This window comes from Plantactinospora sp. CNZ321, from assembly GCF_004217235.1.
On record NZ_SHKQ01000001.1, the window covers coordinates 535,172 to 554,108 of the forward strand.

An 18,937-nucleotide genomic window follows, 5' to 3' on the forward strand; every position below is an offset into this window, starting at 1 on the left:
CCCGCTGATCCGGACCGGCCACGGTGCCCGGCGTCACACCCGGCGGTCGGGGGGTGGGAGGCCGCCGGAAGAAAACCGGCTCGTCGCCGGTTGGCGCAGATGTGATCAACGTACCGCTCTCCGTCCTCGATCTCGCCCCGGTCGCCACCGGCACCACCGCCGGCGCGGCCCTGCGGCACACCACCGCACTCGCCCGGCGCACCGAGGAACTCGGCTACCACCGGTTCTGGGTGGCCGAGCACCACAACATGCCGGCGATCGCCAGCTCCGCGCCGGCCGTGTTGATCGCGCACGTGGCGGCGAGCACCTCGACCATCCGGGTCGGGTCCGGCGGGGTGATGCTGCCCAACCACGCGCCGCTGGTGGTGGCCGAGCAGTTCGGCACGCTGGAGGCGCTGCACCCGGGCCGGATCGACCTGGGCATCGGCCGGGCGCCCGGCACCGACCAGGCGACCGCGCTGGCCCTGCGCCGCACCATGGCCGGGCTCTCCGCCGAGAACTTCCCGGAGGAACTGGACGACCTGGTCAACTACTTCACCGGGGACCTGCCGGGCCCGATCACCGCCACCCCGGGCCGGGGCGACCGGCCGGCGATCTGGCTGCTCGGCTCCAGCGGGTTCAGCGCCCGACTCGCCGGGCTGCTCGGCCTGCCCTTCTCCTTCGCGCACCACTTCAGCGCCGCGAACACCCTGCCGGCGCTGACCCTCTACCGGCAGAACTTCCGGCCGTCGCGCTGGCTGGACCGGCCGTACGCGATGGTGGCGGTCAACGCGGTCTGCGCCTCCGACGACGAACGGGCGGAGTGGCTATCCGGCCCGGCCTCGCTGTCGTTCCTGCGGCTGCGTACTGGCCGACCGGCCCCGCTGGCCAGTCCGGAGGAGGCGGCGGCGTACCCGTACACCGAGTTGGAGCGGCGGTTCGTGCTGGACCGGCGGGAGGGGCAGGCGCTCGGTTCGCCGGAGACGGTACGCCGGCAGCTCACCGACCTGCTGGCCCGGACCGAGGCCGACGAGCTGATGCTCACCACCATGGTCTACGACATCGCCGACCGGGTGCGCTCGTACGAGCTGATCGCCGAGAAGGTCGCCGGAGGGCTCCGCCGGCAGGGCTGACGACGCCGGTCGGGACCCGGGGTCGCTGCCGCGCCGGGCGGCTCCCGGACGACACCGGGCGGGCCTCGGGTGTGAGCGGTGTCACGGCGTCCGGATGTCGCGAAACACACTCTTCACCGTGCTGTCACCGCCGCGCACCGGAAGCCGCCTATTGTTCTTACCGGTGGTGGTTCGACAAGCGCGATCGGGACGGGTCGCGTGATGTCGCGGTGTGTGCCGCACCGGCACGCGGGGAGTTGAGCGGCCCCGCGAGCCGGTGCGGCTTCGCGTTTCCCGGGGGACCCGACCGCCGGCCGGCCCCGGACCGGGTCACCGCAGGTAGATCGAGGGTGCCGGCGGGGTCGACATGCCGTTGCCGATGAAGAAGCTCGGATGCGGCGGCTGGTTGTAGGCGGTGTTCTGCCAGGCGATCGCCACCCGGTACATCGGGTCGTGCATCAGGGTGTGAATCCGGGTGCTGGTCTGGGTCGGCGTGCTGTAGATCCGCAGCGCGCCGTTGTCGCTGGTCCGCCAGATCACCTCCTCGCGCCAGTCGCCGAGGATGTCCGCCGAGAGCGCCGGCGTCGCCTTGGTGCCGTTGTTCGACGCCACCCCGCTGCCGGTGAGCAGCCGGGTGTCCGAGCCGGTGCCGTACTTGTCGATCCGGGTCTGGTCCAGCAGTTCCCGGACCGGATCACCGTCCCACCAGATCAGGAAGTTCGCCGACGACGGCTTGCGGCCGACGTTCGACCCGCTCGGGCTGCGCAACCCGTCGGCCGCCGACGACCAGGACTCCGCCCCGGCGCTGCCGGCGTAGATGTCCCCGGCCACGCCCCGGCCGTTGTCCCCGGCCGGCGACGTCGACCAGTAGACCTGCCCGGTACGCGCGTTGGCGAACCAGGACGACGGCTTCGAGGAGTCCTCGCTGACCTTGAAGTACTCCAGTCCGGACCGGCTCGGGTCGAGGTCGCCGAGGTGCGCCGCGTCGCCGTGCCCGTACCCGGTGTTCCACAGCGGCGAGCCGTTGTCGTTGATCGCCATCGCCCCGTACAGGATCTCGTCCCGGCCGTCGGCGTCGACGTCGCCGATGGTCAGCGCGTGGTTCCCCTGGCCGGCGTACTGCGAGCCGGCCGAGTTGGAGTCGAAGGTCCAGCGCCGGGTCAGCGAGCCGTTGCGGAAGTCCCAGGCCACGATGACGCTCCGGGTGTAGTAGCCGCGCGCCATGATCAGTGACGGCCGCTGCCCGTCCAGGTACGCCGTGCCGGCGAGGAACCGGTCCACCCGGTTGCCGTAGTTGTCGCCCCAGGAGGAGACGTTGCCCCGGGCCGGCTCGTAGTTCACCGTCGAGCGCACCGCGCCGGTCTGCCCGTCGAACATCGTCAGGTACTCCGGCCCGGCCAGCACGTAGCCGCTGGAGTTGCGGTGGTCCGCCGAGGCGGAGCCGATCACCTGACCGGTGCCGGAACGGCTGCCGTCGGCGGTCTTCATCGCCACCTCGGCGCGGCCGTCACCGTCGTAGTCGTAGACCTGGAACTGCGTGTAGTGCGCGCCGGCCCGGATGTTGCGACCGAGGTCGATCCGCCACAGCCGGGTACCGGTCAGGGTGTACGCGTCGACGTAGACGTTCCCGGTGTAGCCGGACTGGGAGTTGTCCTTGGCGTTGCTGGGATCCCACTTGAGCACGATCTCGTACCGGCCGTCGCCGTCGAGGTCGCCGACGGAGGCGTCGTTCGCCGAGTAGCTGTAGGACTCACCCGACGGGGTGGTGCCGCCGGGCGGCACCTGGAGTCGTACGTCGAGGTAGCCGTTGCCGAACTGGAGCGCCGGTGCCGAGGCCGGCTGCTCCGTCCCGTTCACCACCGCCCGTACCGTGTACGTCGAACCGGCCGCCGCGCCGGAGTCGAGATAGTTGGTGGCGCCGGTGATCGGGGACGAGTTGACCCGGGTCGACCCCCGGTAGAGGTTGAACGACACACCGGAGACCTCGGTGCCGAGCAGCCGCCAGGAGACCAGGTTGGCGCTGCCGGAGCGGACGCTGACCAGCCCCCGGTCGAGGTCCTCGACCTGCTTCGCGCCGGCCGGCGGTTCGGTCGGCGGCCCGGTGGTCACCGGCGGGGTGGGTGGTGCGGTGGTGGGTGGTGCGGTGCTGGCCGGCGGGGTGGTCGGCGATTCTCCGGGCGTGGTCGGCGTCACCGCACCGGTGCAGGTGGTGCCGTTCATCGCGAAGCTGGCCGGCGCCGGGTTGCTGCCGTTCCAGGAGCCGTTGAAGCCGAACGAGACGCTGGCGTTGGTGCCGATCGTGCCGTTGTAGCTGACGTTGCTGGCCGTCACCTGGCCGCCGCTCTGGCTGACGGTGGCGTTCCAGACCTGGGTTACCTGTTGTCCGGCGCCGTACGCCCAGGTCAGGCTCCAACCGGTGACCGGGTCACCGAGGTTGGTGAGGCTGACGCTGGCGCCGAAGCCGCCCTGCCACTGGTTGGTCACCTGGTAGTCGACCCGGCAGCCGGCGGCGGCGGCCGAGGCGACCATCGTGAAGGTGCCGGTCGCGGCGAGCGCCGCGGCCGTGGTCGCGGCGAGCAGGGTACGGCGATGTCGTGAGATACGCATGATCAACTCCGTCGATGGCGGGGGGCGGTCCCGGGTTCGCCAGCCCGACCGGGTGGCGGTGTCGTGCCGACCCTGCCCGTGTGGGTCGGCCGGACCCAGACCGCGGGAGGGTGGCCGAAATGGAACAGTTCAACGGCTACCCGACAACGGGGATACGGCTTCCTGCGCACCTGAATGCTAGGGCAACCGCTTTCCGCTACACAACATCGAGGTCGATCAGTTTAAAGGTTTCAGTTCGCCGATCCAGCTCTCCGTACGCGGCTTCGCGCTGCTCTACGCCGGCACCGCCGATGGGTACGCGGTCGCCGAGGCCGGCCTGCTGCGCTGCCCCGCCGGCACCGACCCGGGCGCGCTCGACCCGCTCGGCGCCGGCCACCGGGCCGAACTGCTCGACTACTTCCGAGCGTCCCGCCTCACCGTCCGGGCCCGGACGGAGGGGTCAACTCCCGCCGGCCGACATCAAACGAAAGCCGACATCAAACGAAAAGCAGCCCGCAGCAGAGCACGCCGACGACGCCGAAGACGATCAGGGCGATGCTGTAGTTCGACCACATGCCGAACTTCGTGACGTCGGTGCCCTGTCCGTCGTGCACCCGGTTGCGCCACCAGCCGAACCGGAACGACAACCCGTGCCCGGCGCCCGGCTGCACCACGACCCTCGTGGTGACCAGCGGAAAGCCGAACAGGTCGGTGTACTTGACCTCGTGCTCCCCGGCCGGCACCGCGACGTGGAAGGTGCCCTCCGCCATCCCGGAGACCTCTCGGCCGTCGACCTTCAGTTTGGCGGTACTCGGCACGGGCACGATGTAGGGTCCCCGGTCGGCCGAGACGATCAGCGCGCCCCAGCCCGGCGGCAGTTGTACCGGATGCGGATAGGCTGCCAGCGCCATGCCTGGCGGTGGGATCCAGGGGTATGCCATCGCAGCATATTGACACACCCGGAAAATCGTCCGCCGCGAGCCACCCGGTCACGCCGAGCCGCACGCGCCGGGTACGGGCGAAGGGCTTGTGCGCCATCGTCCACCGCTGGTGAGTCGGGCCGATCGGATCCACTTCGGGCGTCGTCCCGGTCGGCGCCGCGTCGGCCGCCTCCGCCCGCTCGCCGAGCCGGCGATTCGCGGCCGTAGGAGATGATGTTGACGCGAGTAGACCTTCGAGAGGGTGACGGCGATGCGTGGACGCCCCGATCCGATCACGCGGCCGGCTCGGGCGGGCGGCTCCGCGCCGCCCGGAAGTGCCGGGGCAGCCGCCGAGGTCAGGGTGCTCGGGCCGGTCGAGGTTCTCGGGCCGGTCGGTCCGGCGGTACTCTCCGGATCCCGGCAACGCGCACTGGTCGGGCTGCTCGCGCTGCACGCCGGCAGGGCGGTGACACCGTCCAGGCTGATCGACGCGCTGTGGGGCGAGAACCCGCCGCGCACCGCGCTGAAAACGCTGTACAGCCATGTCACCCGGGTCCGCCAGGCGCTGGCCGACTGCGGCCTGCCGGAGACGCTGACCAGACGGGGCTCCGGCTACCTGCTGGCGCTGCCCCGCTCGGCGGTCGACGCCTGCCGGTTCGAGGAGCAGGCCCGGCTGGCCACCGACGAGCTGACCGAGGCCATCCGGGAACTGACCGGGCAGACCGGCGGGCCGGCCGGCGCCAGCCACGAAGCCGCCGACAGGTCCGTCGAGGCGGCCATCGTGCCGGCGGTGCAGCGACTGAGTGCCGCACTCGCGCTGTGGCGCGGCGATGCGCTGGCCGACGCCGCGCCGGCCGGCTGGGCGGTCGCCGAGGTGGCGAGGTTGCAGGAGATGCGACTGACCGCGCTGGAGGACCGCTGGGACGCCGAGCTACGACTCGGCCGGCACCGGCTGGCGGTCAGCGAGCTGGAGCGGCTGGTGGCCGTGCACCCGTACCGGGAGCGGCTGGTCGGCCTGCACATGCTGGCGCTGTACCGGTGTGCCCGGCACGCCGACGCGCTGGAGTCCTACCGCCGGCTGCGGTCCGGACTGGCCGAGGAGCTGGGCATCGATCCGGGTGCCGCGCTGCAGCGGCTGCACGCGGACATCCTGCGCCGCTCGCCCCGCCTGGACCTGCCGACCGGGCGGGGCGGGCCGGCGCCGGGCCCGGCGTCCGCCACACCCCGACCGCCGGCCGCCGTGCCGATGCCCGGGCCGCCCGCGGTGGCGATGCCCGACCCGGCGGCGGTGGCGATGCCCCGACCGGCCCAGCTACCGGCACCGGTCGGGCACTTCACCGGGCGGGCGGAGGAACTCGACGCGCTGGAACGACTGGCCCGGGACCGGGACCGGGAGAGCCACCTCGTGGTGCTCTCCGGGCCGGCCGGAATGGGCAAGACCGCGCTGGCCGTGCAGCTTGCCCACCGGATCAGCGAGTACTTCCCCGACGGCCAGCTCTTCCTGGACCTGCGCGGACACGACCGGGAGGCGATGCTGACCGCCAGCGATGCGCTCTGCCAGGTACTGCGCAGCCTCGGCGTACCGGCCCCGCGGATGCCCGTCGAGCCGGTGGAGCAGGCCGGCCTGTACCGGTCCCTGGTCGCCGGCCGGCGGATGCTGGTCGTGCTCGACAACGCCGGCTCGGTCGACCACCTGGTCCCGCTGGTGCCGGCGACCCCGACCAGCCTGGTGGTGGTCACCAGCCGGACCCAGCTGACCGGGCTCGCCACCCGGTACGCGATCCGGTCGGTCGGGCTGGACGTGCTCACCCCGGCGGAGGCGGTGGCGCTGGTCCGCCGGGTCGCCGGACCGGACCGGGTGGACCGGGAGCCGGAGGCAAGCGCCGACCTGGTCCGGCTCTGTGGCCGGATGCCGCTGGCGTTGCGGATCGCCGCGGCCAAGCTGGCCGCCGACCCGCGCCGCACGATCGGCGAGCTGGTGGCGGAGCTGACCACCGAGGACCGGCTCGACGCCCTGTCGGTGGAGGGTGACTCGCGCAGCGTACGGACGGTCTTCGCCAGCGCGTACCACGGGCTCAGCGGGCCGGCCGGCCAGGCGTTCCGGCTGATCGGGCTGCACCCGGGCACCTCCTTCTCGGCGCAGCTGGTGGCCGCGGGTGGCGCCCTCCCGCTCGACCGGGCCCGGGCCGCCCTGGCCGAGCTGGCCGGCGCGCACCTGATCAACCCGATCGGCCGGGACCGGTACCGCTGCCACGACCTGATCCGGCTCTACGCCCTCGAATGCGGCCAGGCGGCGTGCAGCCAGCCGGAGCGCGACGACGTCACCGACCGGCTGGTGGACTGGTACCTGGCAATCGCCGACCTGGCCAACCGGGCCATCGACCGCGGCCGGGACCGGGTACGCCCGGCCCTGCGCCACCGGCTGGCCACGCCGCCGTTCGCGGCCGAGGCGCAGGCCGCCCTGACCTTCCTCGACGGCGAGCGGGAGAACATGCTGCCGATCGTCCGGTACGCCGCCGAGCACGCCCGGCCCGCCGCGGCGTGGCAGCTCACCTACCTGCTGACCGGATTCTTCGACTCCCGGGGGCACTGGCAGGAGCGGATCGGACTGTGCCGGTGGGGGCTGACCGGCGCCGAGCGGGACGGCGGGCCGATGGCGGAGGGGCTGATGCACAGCGCCCTCGGCGTCGCCCTGATCACCACGCGACGGTTCGACGAGGCGCTGTCCAGCCTGCACCGGGCACTGCCGCTGATGCGCCGCTGCGACGACCTGCGCGGTGAGGGGCATGTGTACAACAACATCGCGGTCGCGCACTGCGGGCTGCGCAACTTCGACGGTGCGATCGAGGCGCTGGAGCACGCGGTCGCCGCGCACACGGCCGACGGGCACGTCCTCGGCATCGTCCTGGCGCTGAGCAACAGGGGGGACTGCCACACCCAGATGGGCGAGCCCGACCGGGCGCTCGAGCACCTGCCCCGGGCGCTGGAACTGGTGCGTAACCTGGACAACCCGCGGCTGGAGGCCATCGTGCTGAGCCGGCTGGGGCAGGCGTACCTGCGCCGGGGCGAACCCGACCTCGCCCGCCGGCACCTTTCCGAGGCGATCGAGGTGCGCCACCGGATCGGCGACCGGCGGCACGAGGCGGAGACCCTGAACGACCTCGGTCTGGTGTTCCTGCTCGGCGGGGACCACCCGGCCGCACTGCGGCACCTGGAGCGGGCGCTGGCGCTCGGCCGGGAGATCGCCGACCAGCACCTGGAGGCGGTCGCGGCCAACCACATCGGCCGGGTCTGGCTGGAGGGGGGCCAGCTCGACCGGGCGCGGGAGCGGCTGGAGCTGGCCCTGGCGCTGCGGACCCGGGTGCCCGACCACTACGAGGAGGCGAACGTCCGGCGCAACCTCGGCGACCTGGCACAGCGGGCCGGCGCCCCGCAGACGGCCGTCGAGCACTGGGCCCGAGCGGCCGAACTGTACCGGAAGACGAACGCCTGGGCCGAGGCGGACCGGCTGGCCGCCGCCGTGGCGGCGCCGCCCGGGCCCGCCGAGGCGGGCCCGGGCGCCCCCCGGTCCAGAATCAGGGACCATCCTTGATGACCACCCGGAGGATGTCCGGCTTGACGATCACGTCTTTGTCGGACGAGCCGAAGTAGAGGTAGAAGTCCTCGTCGGACTCCTTCTCCTCGTCGGGGATGACCAGCGGCGGCAGCTGGACCGACTGCTCCTTGGCCGGGATGGTCGCCTTACCGTCCGGCTCGCCCTTGAAGTCCTTCCCGTCGGTCGCGCTCCCCTCGGCCGTCTTGTAGCGGACCACCACGTCCCGTGGCGCCGACGTGGTCACCAACAGGGTGATCTCGCACTTCACCTCCCAGCAGTCGCCGAGCAGGGCGGGTTGCACCTCGATACAGCCCGGCGGTTCCTGGCACTTCTTATCGACGGGCGCGGCGCCGGCCGGCCCGGCGATCGCGCCGACCAGCGCAACCGGGGCCAGCACGAGAGCGGTCGCGGCCGCGGCGAGTCTCTGCTTCCACATGACGACGATGTAACCGGCCGAGGGTTGCGAAAAGGTTGTGTCCGGCGCCGCGAGGACGCCGGACAGCACGGCGACCGCATCCGGACACGACCATGTCACTCGGGTACGACCGCGCAGGCGCCGGTCCCGCCGGGCAGCCGGTGCCGCTGCGCCGCCACGAGCCGGTACAGCGCGGCGGCCAGCCAGTTCACCGGCGGCCGGCGGAGGAGGTGGCCGAGCAGCGGCCAGCCACCCCTGCCGTGCCTGGCCAGCTCGGCGAAGGCCGCCGCCCCGGCCAGCCGGCCGCCGTCCGGCCGGATCAGGTACGCGGCGCGGTGCACGTCGTGCGGGGTCAGCCGGTACCGGGCCAGGTCGACCGACCGCCACGGCACCATGTCGACGGTCTCCGGGACCTGCGGGCGCAACCGCCGCCGGACGAAGTGCACCGAGGCGGTGCAGAAGCCGCAGTCTCCGTCGTAGACCAGCAGGTGCCGGTCCGGGGCGTACCCCACCGTCGCCTCCCGGGCCACCGGGACCGGTGCCGCCTCGGGGGGCGGGCCGGATGGCACCGGGTCCGGCGCCGTCACCGCATCGGGCCCCGGCCGGCCCAGCACGGCGGCGGGCCTCGGCCGCCGCGACAGGGCGACCACCCGGCGGCCGAGCCGCTCCGGCCAGCGGACGTGGTGACCGATCGGCAGCAGGTACAGCAGGAGCGCCCCGGACATCGCCGCGCAGAAGCTGACCAGTCCCATCTCGATCGCGATGCTGCCGTGGAACAGCAGGCCCAGGGTGAGGAGCACCCACCGGGCCCTCGGGTTGAGCACGATCCCCAACGCGAGCCCGAACTCCAGCGCCACCGACCCCCAGGTGATCGCCGCCACCCCGGCCGGCGCGGCGGTGACCAGATCGGTGATCGGTGCCGTCCAGGGCGGAGAGCCGAACGTCGGGTGGTGCGACCAGTAGTACATGGCGGTGCCGTCGGCCCACTCCTCGACGCCGAGCTTGGCCATCGACGCCTGCAGGTAGAGCCCGGCAACCTGGATCTGGATGAGCAGCAGGGTCACCCCGGCCACGATCCGGGCGGCGCTCGGCACGGTCGCCGCAGCCGCGTCCGGGTCGCGTGCCGGGCCGTCGAGCGCCCGCCAGTGCCAGCGCCTCGGGTCGGTCAGGCAGATCGGCAGGAGCAGCATGGCGAGCACGGCGGTGATCTGGTCGCCGCCGTCCTGGACGGTGCTGTTGACCATCAGGCTCCACGACACGTACCAGTGCGGGATGGCGGTGAACCGGGGGCGCCACCCGCTGATCACCAGCAGCAGCGCGGCCACCGACAGCCAACGTCCCACCGCCAGGTCCGGGGTGACGCACCAGATGCCGGCCTGGCCGAGCCCCTGACACACCGGCGGTACGACGCCGTTGGCCAGCGGCGACATCAGGACCTTCGGATCCGTGGCCAGCAGCGTGCCCAGGGTGCCCAACGCCAGCAACGTACGGGCCAGCCCCACCCCGGACGACCAGACGGGTACGGCGAATCGGGGCCGGGCCCACCGGCCGAAGCGGGTCAGCATGTCACCCTCACTCTCAGCACCTTCGACGGCATCGTGGTCGGCGCGTCCCGCCAGGCCCAGGGCAGAACGTCCTGGAGCACCACGCCGACCTCACCGCAGATGCTGTGGTGAGTGGACCGGTTCGGCAGGGTGCGCGTGACGGTCGACTGGGACAGGCAGGCGGTCGGGGCCCGCTCGCACTCCCGCCAGTCCCCCTTCGGCGCCAGCGCGAGCAGCAGGGCCAGTTCGGTGCCCTGCGACCGGCCCAGCCGGTCCAGTCCCATCAGGTCACCGGCGCGGTGCCGTGGGCCGGCGGTGATGTTCCGCCAGCCACCGTCGGCCTCGTGCTGGTACACCTCGGCGGACCGGCTTCGCGGGCTCTTGGTGAAGAACGCCCAGCCCTGCGGCAACAGCGACCGCACGGTCTCCGCCTTGGGACCGGGCAGGGTGAACGGGCTGGCCGGCAGCGCGGCGTTCATGACGTACGCCACGACCACGAGGGCAACGGCGACCACGATCGCCACCCGCCGACCGGTACGGGTATCGACTTCATCCGTTGCGGCGCGCACCGCCGCACTGTCGGCCGCCATCTCAGACCACCGTCTCCGGACCGGCGGCGGTCTCCGCGACCGGCATCTCGTGCGCGAACCCGGTCCGGCTGTCGTACTTCAAGGGCGTGAAGTCGATCGCCCTCCGGACCACCACCAGGGTGACCGCCGCGTAGGCGGCCACCACCACGTCTGCGTTGACTCGTGGCATGACATCCTCTCCTCCCGATCTGACTGGACAGCGGCCACGCTTCCCGGGGACGGATGGCGAGAGGCTGTCCCGGGTTGCGACCGGCTTGCGACGGCGAGGCTGGCCGGCGGTGCGGCGTGCATGACGTACGCCGTTCGCGACAGGGCGGCGGCGACCGTCACCGCACCGCCGGCCGCCGTCTCAGTACTTCGCCCGCAGGCTGGTGGCGATGGTCTTGACCAACATCTCGTGCGCGAGCCTGGTCCGCTGGGAGAACTCCCGCGGGGTGGCGTCGATCGCCACGACGGCGACCACCACGGCGACCACGGCCACCGCGACCACGGCCACGTCGACCGCCACCGCGGTGTCCGCGCCCTTGTACATGTCCAGCATGGTCTCGTTGATCAGTTGCGTGAGCTGGACCTGGGTGTACTGCAGGTACAACCGCTCCTCGCCCCAGGCCTTGTCGATCTCGCCGACCCACTTGTCGATCGCCTCGGACCCGTACAGCTCGTCGAGCACCTTGCGGGCGACGGCGCCCAGCTCGTGCATGCCCTTGGCGACCTTGAGCGGGTCACCGGACTGCATCCACGTGCTGAGCGCCTTCGCCAGCTGCGGATCCGCGTCGAGGTACCGCCGGATCAGCTCCTGGATCCGACGCATCTCGTCGGTCCACGGCGTCTCCGGGCGGTCCAGCTCGGTGAGGTACTTGGCGGCGGGACCGTCGTTGAACAGCACCCCGTCGGCGATCTCGACCGCGGTCAGCTGCGGTGCCGGCTCGGCGCTCGCCGTGCCGGCCCGCCAACCCGCGAACGTGACGCCGAGCGTGACCGCCAGGGCGGCCATCGTTATCCGTCGCCATCGTGCGTTGAATCGTGCCATGACACCCTCTCTCGTCGGTGTGACCGATGTGAGAGCCACGCTTGACGAGGGCGGATGCCGCAAGGTTGTCCAGGGTTGTGGCGACCTTGCGACGCCGGAATCAGCGGTGGCCCGGCGCGGCGGAGCACGCCGACCGCCCCGGGGATGGTCAGGACGATGCCGCGGTCTGCCCGGCTTCCCGGAGCACCGCGCAGCCGCCGGCCGGCAGCCGCACGGTCTCGACGTGCTCTCCGGTGAGCAGCTCCATTCCGGACACCGGGACGGTCTGCGCCGTGTCGGTGTGGTTGAGCAGGAACAGCCAGCTCGTGTCGGCGGTGGACCGGCGGACCGCCTCCACCCCGGCCGGGGCGGCCGGGCAGGTAGGTTCCGCACCGGCCGCCTCCGCGACCCGGGCCAGCAGGTCGCGGTACGCCTCGTCGTCGAGCCGGGTGGAGAGGTACCAGGCCACCCCGTCGCCGTACCCGTGCCGGGTCAGCGCCGGCAGGCCGTCGAGGAGCCCGCCGGCATAGCTGACCGCCGGAGTCGCGCCGGTCAGGCGTACCGTCTCGGCCCAGAGCCGACCGGTGCCGCCGTCGGAGAGTGGCAACCGGGTGGCCGGGTCGAGCGGGTGGAACTCCTCGACCCGGATCCCGACCAGGTCGCGGAGTGCTCCGGGATAGCCGCCGACCCGGACCCGGGCGTGTTCGTCGGCGATCCCGCTGAAGTAGCTGACCAGCAGGTGGCCGCCGGCCGCCACGTAGTCGCGGATCCGCGACGCGTACCGGTCGGAGACCAGGTAGCGGGCCGGGAGCACCAGCAGGGCGTACCCGAAGAGGTCGTCACCGTCGGTGACGAAGTCGCTGGCGTGGCCCGCCCGGTACAGCGCCCGGTGTGCCGCCGACACCTCGGCGGAATAGTCGAGCTGGGCCGAGGGCAGCACGGTGGCCTGCAACGCCCACCAGCTCGCGACGTCCCAGGCGATCGCCACCCGGGCCGGTACCGCTCCGGCGTCCACCTCGGCCAGCCGGTCGAGCAGTACGCCGAGCGAGACCGCCTCGCGGAAGGCCCGGCTGTCCGGGCCGGCATGCGGCACGAGTGCGGAGTGGAAGACCTCGGCGCCGCCCCGGGAGGCCCGCCACTGGAAGAACATCGCGCCCCGGGAACCCCGGGCGACGTGCGCCAGGCTGTGCCGGGTCATCCGGCCCGGTTCCTTGGCGTGCATCCGGCCGGGGGTGAGGATCAGGTTCGGTGCGCTCTCCATCAGCAGCCAGGCCGGGCCGCCGGGCGGGTGCCCGCCCTTCGGCGCCGCGGCGGCGCTCCGGCCAGCCCCGCTAGGAAGGGCCCCCGCTTCCACAACATCCGATAAGAGGGGGTCCTTCCTCGCACCGGACCGCTGGCCGTGCCGGGCCCAGGACCGGGCCAGGTCGGCGGCGAACGCGGTCTGCTCCTCGGCGCCCGGCCCGGCCTCCGCCGGGTAGTGGTCGATCGCCACCAGGTCCACTTCGACGGACCACCGGGCGTGGTCCACCGGCACCCAGCCGCCGAGGACGTAGTTGGTGGTCACCGGCACATCCGGGGTGGCGGCCCGGAGCAGGTCCCGCTGCTCGACGTAGGCCGCGAGCAGTTCGTCGGAGACGAACCGGCGGAAGTCGAGCAACTGGCTCGGGTTGCCGAGGTACTGGGTGGCCCGGGGCGGCCGGATCTGCTCCCAGCCCGTGTGGTGCTGGCTCCAGAAGCTGCCGGTCCACGCCTCGTTGAGCCGGTCGAGGTCGCCGTACCGGGCCCGCAGCCAGGTCCGGAAGGCGACGGCGACGTGCTCGCAGTGGCAGGTGGTGCCGTACTCGTTGTGCACGTGCCACAGCGCCAGCGCCGGATGGTCCCGGTAGCGGTCGGCGAGCGCGGTGGCGATCTCCCGGGCCGCGGCCCGGTACGCCGGGGCGCTGGCGCAGTAGGTGTCCCGGCTGCCGTGGCTGAGCCGTACCCCGTCGGCGGTGACCGGCAGCGCGTCCGGGTGCCGCAGCGAGAACCACGGCGGCGGGGAGGCGGTCGGGGTGGCCAGCGCCACCCGGATGCCGCCGTCGTGCAGCAGGTCGAGCACCCGGTCCAGCCAGTCGAGGTCGTACCGGCCGGGCTGCGGCTCAAGTCGGGACCAGGCGAAGACCCCGACGGTGACCAGGTTGACCCGGGCCCGCCGCATCAGCTCGACGTCGGTCGGCCAGACCTCCGCCGGCCACTGCTCCGGGTTGTAGTCACCGCCGTAGCAGAGCCCGGTCAGCCCCTTCGGCCAGCGCACACCCGCCCCGCCTCTCCCGGCGGAACCCCGAACCCGCGAAGCCGCCGTTGACCTTTGTTTGGGTTCCAGCCAAAGTAAGCGGGGTGAATCCCCCTGTCAACGGGCTCGTCTCGACCACCCGGACCGACGACTGGGAGGCCGCGCTGATCAGTGGCAACGGCCGGCAGGGTGCGCTCTGCCACGGCGGCCCGGAGGCGGTCCGGATCACCCTGTCGCACGAACGGCTCTTCCTGCCGCTGACCCCGCCGCTGGACCCGCCGCCGACCGTCCGGATCCTTCCCGAACTGCGTTCGCTACTCGCCGCCGGCCAACACCGGCGCGCCGCCGAGCGGGTGGTCGAGTTCGCCGCCGAACAGGATCCCGGGTACGCCACGACCCGCTGGGTCGACCCGCTGGTCGGCGCGGCCGTCCTCACCTGCACCCCGGTGGCGGCCGCCGGACCGAGCGCCGGACCGAGCGCCGGACCGGGCGCCGGCGGGGTGACGGCCACCGGCTACCGGCGGAGCACCGACTTCGACACGGGGGTGGTCCGGCAGTCCTGGCGGTCGCCGGAGGGCACGGTCGAGGTGGCCGCGTTCGTGTCGCGCCCGCACGACGCGCTGGTCGTCCGGCTCACCGGGCCGACCGGCTGGCACAGCGGGCTCGGCGTCCTCGACGAGGACCCGCCGGTGCCGATGGCGACGACGATCGCGCCGGACGGGCTGGGACTGCGGGTGGAGTTCCCCGCCGCCACCGGACGGCAGGTCACCGGCTACACCGTACGGTGCCGGGCGCTGCGGGGCGGCACGCTCCTGCTGCTGCGTACCACCGTGGACGGCGTACCGTCGCCGGGGCCGGAGCTGGCGGAGCTGCCGGCGGACTTCGACGCGCTGCTGGCCGCGCACGTCGCAGTGCACGGCGAACTGGTCGGCCGGGTCCGGCTGGACCTGGCCGGCTCGCCGGCCGCCCGGACGGCCACCACCGAGGAGCTGCTGGCACCGTTGCGACCGGACACCGTTGGCGGCACCGCCGAGTCCGGCAGCACCGCCGAGCCCGACACATCGGGCGGCAACGCGCTGCTGGAGCGGCTCTTCGCGGCCGGCCGGTACGCGATCGTCTCCGCCTGCGGCGACCTGCCGCCGACCCTGCTCGGGGTGTGGAGCGGCAGCTACCGGCCGGCCTGGAGCGGCGGCTACACGCTGAACGGCAACCTGCCGGCCGCGCTGGCGGCGCTGGCCGTCACCGGCACGCCCGAACTGGTCGTACCCCTCTTCGACCTGCTCGACTCGGTCGCCGACGACCTGGCCGACAACGCCCGCCGGCTGTACGGGGCGGCCGGCATCCTCACCCCGACGCACCTGACCAGCCACGGCCGGCAGAACCACTTCGGTCCGGTCTGGTGCCAGACGTTCTGGACCGCCGGGGCGGCCTGGCTCGGCCGGCTCTACCACGACCACTGGTGCCACACCGGGGACCGGACGTTCCTGCGGGAGCGGGCGCTGCCGTTCCTGCGTCGGGCCGCCGAGTTCTACCTGGACTTCGTGACGGTCGGACCGGACGGCCGCGCCCGGTTCGCGCCGTCGTACTCGCCGGAGAACGCACCGGCGAACACCGGCGCGCAGGCGAGCCTGGACGCCACCATGGACGTGGCGGCCGTCGGCGACCTGCTGCGGAACCTGCTGACCGCGACGGCGGCGCTGGGTGAGCCCGACCCGGCCGAGCCGCGCTGGCGGGCCCTGCTGGCGGCGCTGCCGCCGTACCGGATCGCCCCGACCGGGGAACTCGCCGAGTGGATCGCCCCGGAGCTGCACGACAACCACGCGCACCGGCACGCCTCGCAGCTCTATCCGCTCTGGTACGAGATCGATCCGGCCTTCGCCGCCGACCCCGCGCTGCGCCGGGCCGCGACGCTGGCGATCCGGCACCGGCTGGCCTGGTGGCAGGGGGCGGAGTCGGACGAGATGGGTTACGGGCTGGCCCAGCTCGGCCTGGCGGCGGCGCGGCTCGGGCTGGCCGAGGAGGCGTACCGGACGGTGCTGCTGATGGCCGGCCGGTACTGGCGGCCGAACCTGGTCTCCACGCACAACCGGGACGCGATCTTCAACCTCGACCTCTGCGGTGGGTTCCCGGCCGTGATCGCCGCCATGCTGCTGCGCAGCAGCCTCGCTCCCGGCCACAGCCTCGCTCCCGGCCCCGGGCCGGGAGCGCCGTCGGTCCGGCTCGACCTGTTGCCGGCGCTGCCGCCGGCCTGGCCGCGCGGCAGCGTCTGCGGGCTGCTCGCCCGGGGTCCGGTCACGGTGACCCGGCTGGCCTGGACGCCGACGGAGGTCGAGACGTCGCTGACCTCCCCGGTCGACCGGGAGGTCGCCGTCGGACTGCCCGGCCGCGATCCGGTCCGGGTCGAACTGGCGGCCGGCCGGACGCATCGACTCCGATCGCGGCGTTGACAGTTTGTTGGGTAACCAAAGAAACTATGGGGAGTCCATGTGCCGGCCGGCATCCGTCGGCGGTGCGCGCGACCCGCGTCCCGGGAGCCGAGGAGGCCGCATGCCGTACCGCCCGCCCCTGGTGCCGCACGAGACGTTCGTCGCCGACCCGCCCGACCTACCGGTCCGAGCCCCGGGCGAGCACGGGCTCTCCGCACTGCACCGGGCCGAGGTGCTGAGCACGGACGGCCAGGGCGTGACCCTCAAGGCGACAACCTCGGACGGCGGCTCGCTCGCGGTCCGGATCACCGCCGCCGCCGAGGGCGTCATCCGGGTACGCCTCAGCGAGGACCCGCTCGCCCGGGGCCGGGCCAGCCGCGCCCTGCGCCTGGTCCACCCCCAGCCGCACCGCGCCGAGGTACGCGTCGACGGCGACCGGGTCCGGGTCGACGCCGGAGCGGTCGTCGCCGAACTGGCCCTCGACCCGTGGCACCTGCGCTTCGTCGACCCGACCGGCGCGGTGCTGGTCAGCCAGAGCCGGGGCGAGCAGGACATCAGCGGTCGACTGCGCACCCTGCCGTTCGGCCGGTCACTCGTCGACGGCGCGGTCGCCGCCTACCACGAGAGCTTCGTGGCCCCCGGCGACGAGCGGTTCGTGGGGCTCGGCGAGAAGTTCACCCCGCTGGACAAGCGCGGCCAGCGCGCTCTGATGTGGAACTTCGACGCCTTCGGCAGCGAGTCGGACCGCTCGCACAAGAACATCCCGCTCTACCTCTCCGACCGGGGCTACGGGGTACTGGTCGACAGCGGCATGCCGGTCGAGTTCGACATCTGCCAGTCCACGCACAGCTGCGTGCAGATCCTGGTGCCGGACGACCTGATCGACTACTACGTGATCGCCGGCCCCGCCCCGGCCCAGATCCTGGAGCGGTACGACCGGCTGACCTGCCGGCCGGCGCTGCCGCCCAAGTGGGCGTTCGGCGCCTGGATCTCGTCGGGCTTCTACCGGGACAGCCAGCAGCGGGTGCTGGAACGGGCGCGGCGGATCCGCCAACGCGGGATTCCCTGCGACGTGCTGCACCTGGACTGCTACTGGCAGGTCGCCGGCGCCTGGTCGGACCTGCGCTGGGACGCCGAGCAGTTCCCCGATCCGGCCGGCATGCTGGCGGAGCTGGCCGAGGCGGGCTTCAGGGTCAGCCTCTGGATGAACCCGTACGTGATGACCGGCAGCCCGCGCTACGCCGAGGCGGCCGAGGCCGGCTACTTCCTGCGCCGGGCCGACGGGACGGTCTACGTGGCGGACACCTGGCACGGCAGCCACCCGGCCGGCGGGATCGTCGACTTCACCAACCCGGCCGCGGTCGACTGGTTCACCGGGCTGCTCCGGCCGCTGCTGGAGCAGGGCGCCAGCGTCTTCAAGACCGACTTCGCCGAGGGGGTACCGGCGGACGCGGTGGCGCACAACGGGATGACCGGAGTCGAGCTGCACAACGTCTACTCGCTGCTCTTCAACGACGTGGTGGTGAAGGTGACCCGGGAGGTGGCCGGGCACTCCACGGTGTGGGCCCGGTCGTCGTACCTGGGTGGGCAGCGGCACTCAGCACAGTGGAGCGGCGACGTGAACGCGACGTACCCGGCCCTGGCCAGTACGCTGCGCGGCGGGCTGAGCCACGGGCTGTCCGGGGTGCCGTTCTGGAGCCACGACAGCGGCGGATTCCACGGCACCCCGACGCCGGATCTCTACGTACGCTGGGCGCAGTTCGGGGCGTTCTCCCCGCTGGTCCGGTTCCACGGCACCACCAGCCGGCTGCCCTGGGACTTCCCGGCCGAGGCCGAGCGGCTCGCCGTCGAGGCGCTGCGGTTGCGCTACCGGCTGATGCCGTACCTCTACTCGGCGGCGGTGACCTCGGCCCGGACCGGTGCGCCGATGCTGCGGGCCCTGCTGGTGGACTCCCCCGACGATCCTGCCGCGTGGACGGCGGAGCTGGAGTACCGGCTCGGCGAGGACCTGCTGGTGGCGCCGATGACCAACCCGGAGAACCGGCGGCACCTCTACCTGCCGGCCGGCGACTGGGTGGACTTCTGGACCGGACAGGTGCACGCCGGTGGCCGGCACCTGCGGGTGCACCGGCCGCTGGCCCAGATCCCGCTCTTCGTCCGGTACGGCGCGCTGATCCCGGTGATGCCACCGGCCGACCGGGTCGGCGACGGCGCGTTCTCCGACGTCACCGTGCTCAGCTTCGGCGCCACCGACGGCAGCGCGGTGGTGCACGACGTCGACGGCGACACCACGATCCGGGCCGGCCGGTCGGGCGACGAGTTCCGGGTCGAGGTCGACGGACCGCTCCGGGTCACCGGCGTCGCCCTCGCCCCGGTCGAGGGTGCCCGGCTGCCCGGGCGGCTGCTGCTGGGCGGCACCGCGACCAGGGCGGTGCCGCTGGATGGACTACCCACCGTGCGGGGTTGAAGGTCGGGGCGGGGTGCCCAGG

13 protein-coding genes are annotated in these 18,937 nt (G+C 73.2%); 4 read left to right on the forward strand and 9 right to left on the reverse strand.

Features of this window, described 5'->3' with window-relative positions; translation table 11 throughout:
* The first annotated feature begins 101 nt into the window (after positions 1-101).
* Positions 102-1,112 carry an LLM class flavin-dependent oxidoreductase gene (locus EV371_RS02365; protein ID WP_130460591.1) on the forward strand — a complete coding sequence of 337 codons (1,011 nt, stop codon included), beginning with the start codon at positions 102-104 and terminating at the stop codon, positions 1,110-1,112.
* A 309-nt stretch (positions 1,113-1,421) separates the two neighbouring features.
* On the opposite strand, the gene EV371_RS02370 is transcribed toward EV371_RS02365, so the two are convergent.
* From EV371_RS02370 to EV371_RS02380, 3 genes are all read right to left on the reverse strand, one after another.
* Positions 1,422-3,698 (reverse strand): rhamnogalacturonan lyase family protein, encoded by a 2,277-nt coding sequence (locus EV371_RS02370; protein ID WP_130460592.1) that lies wholly within the window; start codon positions 3,696-3,698, stop codon positions 1,422-1,424.
* Between the two features lie 196 nt (positions 3,699-3,894).
* On the reverse strand, positions 3,895-4,074 hold the full coding sequence (locus tag EV371_RS02375) for a hypothetical protein (RefSeq protein WP_130460593.1): 180 nt from the start codon (positions 4,072-4,074) through the stop codon (positions 3,895-3,897).
* Between the two features lie 100 nt (positions 4,075-4,174).
* Positions 4,175-4,618, reverse strand: a complete 444-nt coding sequence (locus EV371_RS02380) for a hypothetical protein (RefSeq protein ID WP_130460594.1) — start codon at positions 4,616-4,618, stop codon at positions 4,175-4,177.
* Positions 4,619-4,868: 250 nt separating this feature from the next.
* On the opposite strand from EV371_RS02380, the gene EV371_RS02385 reads away from it, so the two are divergent.
* Positions 4,869-8,189: a BTAD domain-containing putative transcriptional regulator gene (locus EV371_RS02385; RefSeq protein ID WP_207230382.1), complete on the forward strand. Its 3,321-nt coding sequence runs from the start codon at positions 4,869-4,871 to the stop codon at positions 8,187-8,189.
* On the opposite strand, the gene EV371_RS02390 is transcribed toward EV371_RS02385, so the two are convergent.
* The 6 genes from EV371_RS02390 to EV371_RS02410 all read right to left on the reverse strand — a co-directional run bounded on the left by EV371_RS02390 (position 8,173) and on the right by EV371_RS02410 (position 14,043).
* Positions 8,173-8,628 (reverse strand): Calx-beta domain-containing protein, encoded by a 456-nt coding sequence (locus tag EV371_RS02390; protein WP_130460595.1) that lies wholly within the window; start codon positions 8,626-8,628, stop codon positions 8,173-8,175. The genes EV371_RS02385 and EV371_RS02390 overlap by 17 nt on opposite strands.
* 95 nt (positions 8,629-8,723) lie before the next feature.
* Positions 8,724-10,172, reverse strand: coding sequence for a sporulation-delaying protein SdpB family protein (locus EV371_RS33235; protein WP_165436583.1), 1,449 nt, complete (start codon positions 10,170-10,172; stop codon positions 8,724-8,726).
* Complete coding sequence (locus EV371_RS02400; RefSeq protein WP_130460596.1) at positions 10,166-10,741, reverse strand: SdpA family antimicrobial peptide system protein; 576 nt, start codon at positions 10,739-10,741, stop codon at positions 10,166-10,168. Before EV371_RS02400 ends, EV371_RS33235 begins: the two co-directional genes overlap by 7 nt.
* Before the next feature lies 1 nt (position 10,742).
* Positions 10,743-10,910, reverse strand: a complete 168-nt coding sequence (locus EV371_RS33240; protein WP_165436584.1) for a hypothetical protein — start codon at positions 10,908-10,910, stop codon at positions 10,743-10,745.
* A 180-nt stretch (positions 10,911-11,090) separates the two neighbouring features.
* The gene (locus tag EV371_RS02405; RefSeq protein ID WP_130460597.1) at positions 11,091-11,771 is read right to left on the reverse strand and encodes a sporulation delaying protein family toxin; all 681 of its coding nucleotides are present in this window, start codon (positions 11,769-11,771) and stop codon (positions 11,091-11,093) included.
* A gap of 148 nt (positions 11,772-11,919) precedes the next feature.
* Positions 11,920-14,043 (reverse strand): beta-galactosidase, encoded by a 2,124-nt coding sequence (locus EV371_RS02410; RefSeq protein ID WP_486484446.1) that lies wholly within the window; start codon positions 14,041-14,043, stop codon positions 11,920-11,922.
* Positions 14,044-14,126: 83 nt separating this feature from the next.
* Here EV371_RS02410 and EV371_RS02415 point away from each other — a divergent pair, with 83 nt between their 5' ends.
* Both EV371_RS02415 and EV371_RS02420 read left to right on the forward strand, forming a co-directional pair.
* A complete protein-coding gene (locus EV371_RS02415; RefSeq protein ID WP_130460598.1) occupies positions 14,127-16,469 on the forward strand; it encodes a glycosyl hydrolase family 95 catalytic domain-containing protein in 2,343 nt (780 codons plus the stop codon).
* 100 nt (positions 16,470-16,569) lie between these two features.
* On the forward strand, positions 16,570-18,915 hold the full coding sequence (locus EV371_RS02420) for a TIM-barrel domain-containing protein (protein ID WP_130460599.1): 2,346 nt from the start codon (positions 16,570-16,572) through the stop codon (positions 18,913-18,915).
* Positions 18,916-18,937 lie beyond the last annotated feature (22 nt).